Source organism: Edaphosphingomonas haloaromaticamans (assembly GCF_001853345.1).
Classification (GTDB): domain Bacteria; phylum Pseudomonadota; class Alphaproteobacteria; order Sphingomonadales; family Sphingomonadaceae; genus Sphingomonas_E; species Sphingomonas_E fennica.
Map to the genome: position 1 here is coordinate 1 of NZ_MIPT01000007.1, position 2221 is coordinate 2221.

Consider the following 2221-nt stretch of genomic DNA (forward strand, 5'->3'; position numbering starts at 1 on the left):
GCGACCGCCATCAGCACCACGGCGATCCTGTCCGCGCCCGCCATCGCCGCGCCGGCGGCCGTGCCGAGCAGCATGGCCATCAGCGCCAGCAGCGCCGGGCGCCGATCCGGATCGGCCAGCCGGCCGACCGAGGCGCCGAGCACCACGCCCGCCACGAACAGGCCGAGCAGCCCCGCCGCGATCGCCGCATCCCGGCCATGGTTGAACAGCCCCACGCCCAGCCGCGTGGTATTGCCGCTCATGAACGAGACGAAGAAGCCGCCCAGCTTCAGGAAGCCCACGGCATCGACGAAGCCCGCCAGCGCGGAAAGGCAGGCGGCCAGTAGCCAGGTCCGTCGATCATAGCGGGTCACGGGCACGATCCTAGCGAGGCAAAGATATCTTGACGAGATGCCGCTTATATCGGCCACGAAACGGCGCCCGCCTATTCCATCCCACCGCGCGATTGCCTAGACACGGCGACATGCTTGGCCGGCCGACCGTTCGTTCCTCCGGGATATTGCTTGCCCTGATGGCCGTTTCCGGCTGCGTCGCGCCGCGCAGCCGGCCGATGCCTGCCCCGGTGCCGGTGCCCGTGGCCCCGGAAACGCCGGCGCCGGCGCGGCCCGCCGCGCCCACCCCGACCCCGGCTCCCTTCGAGGTGCGGGCCGTGACGCCCAATGCCGTGGAAAGCCGGGGCGGCACCTACACCGTCGTCGCGGGCGATACCCTGCGGCGCGTATCGGACAGGACGGGCGCCGGATCGGAGGCGATCGCCCGCGCCAACGGCCTGCATCCGCCCTTCATCATCCGCGTCGGCCAGAAGCTGAAGATTCCCGCCGGCCGCTGGCATCAGGTGCGCGCCGGCGAAACCGGCATCGCCATAGGGCGGGCCTATGGCGTGGAATGGGTGCGCATCGCGACGATGAACGCGCTGGAGGAGCCCTATATCCTGCGCACCGGCCAGCGGCTGCTGCTGCCGTCCGCCACCGAGGTGGCGGCAATGTCGCTGGAGGAGCGCGCCGCGGCCTTCGATCTCGATATCGAGGATATCATCACCGGCGGCGAGCCCGCGCTCGCCGAGCGGGAGGCCCCCGCCCGCCCGGTCGCCACCGCGCCCCGCGCCAAGCCGCTGCCGTCGACGGAGGCGATCGCCGCGTCCCGGCCCTTCTCCGGCCGGTTCGACTGGCCGTTGACCGGCACGATCAAGCGCGGCTTCGGCAATTTCGGCAGCGGCCAGCGCAACAACGGCATCAACATCGCCGCCCGCATGGGGCAATCGATCTCGGCGGCGGCCGATGGCGTGGTGGCCTATGCCGGCACCGACCTCAGCGCCTATGGCGGGCTGATCCTGATCCGCCACAGCGACACCTGGACGACGGCCTATGCCCACGCATCGGAATTGCTGGTGACGCGCGGCCAAGCCGTGAAGCGCGGCCAGGTGATCGCCCGTGCCGGCGCCAGCGGGCACATTGCGGAGCCGCAGCTCCATTTCGAAATCCGCCAGGGGGCCAAGCCGGTCGATCCCATGGCCTATCTGCCGAAACGCGGTTGAAACCGCGCCGCATCTTCCACGTCCCCCGCTTCGCGCCGCTCCGGCGCAAGTCTCCGCTGCCGATCTGGCTGACGCTGCTGCTGCGCCTGCTGCTGGTGCTGGGGCTGCTCGGCATCGTCCTGGCGGTGCACTGGTTCGATCGCGGCGGCCTCCGCGACAATATGGACGGGCATGTCAGCTTCGTCGACGTGCTCTATTTCACGATGATCACCGTCACGACCGTCGGCTTCGGCGATATCGTTCCCGTCACCGATCGGGCGCGGATGTTCGATACGTTCGTGGTGACGCCGATCAGGCTGTTCGTATGGCTGCTCTTCCTGGGAACCGCCTACGACTTCATGTTCAAGCGCCTGTGGGAGAAGTTCCGGATGAGCATGATCCAGCGCAACCTGAAGGACCATGTCGTCGTCACCGGCTTCGGCACCAGCGGATCGGAAGCCGCGCGCGAGCTGATCGCCCGCGGCACGCCGCCCGACCGCATCGTCGCCATCGACGGCCGCAACGCCGCGCTGGGGGAGGCGGAGGAACTCGGCCTTTCCGTGCTGGAGGGCGATTCGACGCGCGATGCGACGCTGAAGGCGGTCCATATCGAGCGCGCCCGCGCAATGATCATATCGGCGGGCCGCGACGACACGTCGATCCTGATCGTGCTGACGGCGCGCAGCCTGGCGCCCGACCTGCCGATCA

At 69.6% G+C, this 2221-nt stretch carries 3 protein-coding genes; 2 read left to right on the top strand and 1 reads right to left on the bottom strand.

The features are described from left to right. A partial coding sequence (locus BHE75_RS22890; protein WP_191225262.1) for a DUF1275 family protein occupies nt 1-353 on the bottom strand: 353 nt, incomplete at its 3' end. 158 nt (nt 354-511) lie between these two features. Between BHE75_RS22890 and BHE75_RS22895 the strand changes: the two genes are divergently transcribed. Beyond that, nucleotides 512-1534: a peptidoglycan DD-metalloendopeptidase family protein gene (locus tag BHE75_RS22895; RefSeq protein ID WP_438830639.1), complete on the top strand. Its 1023-nt coding sequence runs from the start codon at nt 512-514 to the stop codon at nt 1532-1534. Beyond that, the coding region (locus BHE75_RS22900; protein WP_070936454.1) for a potassium channel family protein at nt 1531-2221 on the top strand (691 nt) is incomplete at its 3' end. The genes BHE75_RS22895 and BHE75_RS22900, both read left to right, overlap by 4 nt.

Coding starts and splice junctions, on each gene's coding strand:
- BHE75_RS22895 (WP_438830639.1), top strand. CDS start 512: ATGGCCGTTTCCGGCTGCGTCGCGCCGCGCAGCCGGCCGATGCCTGCC.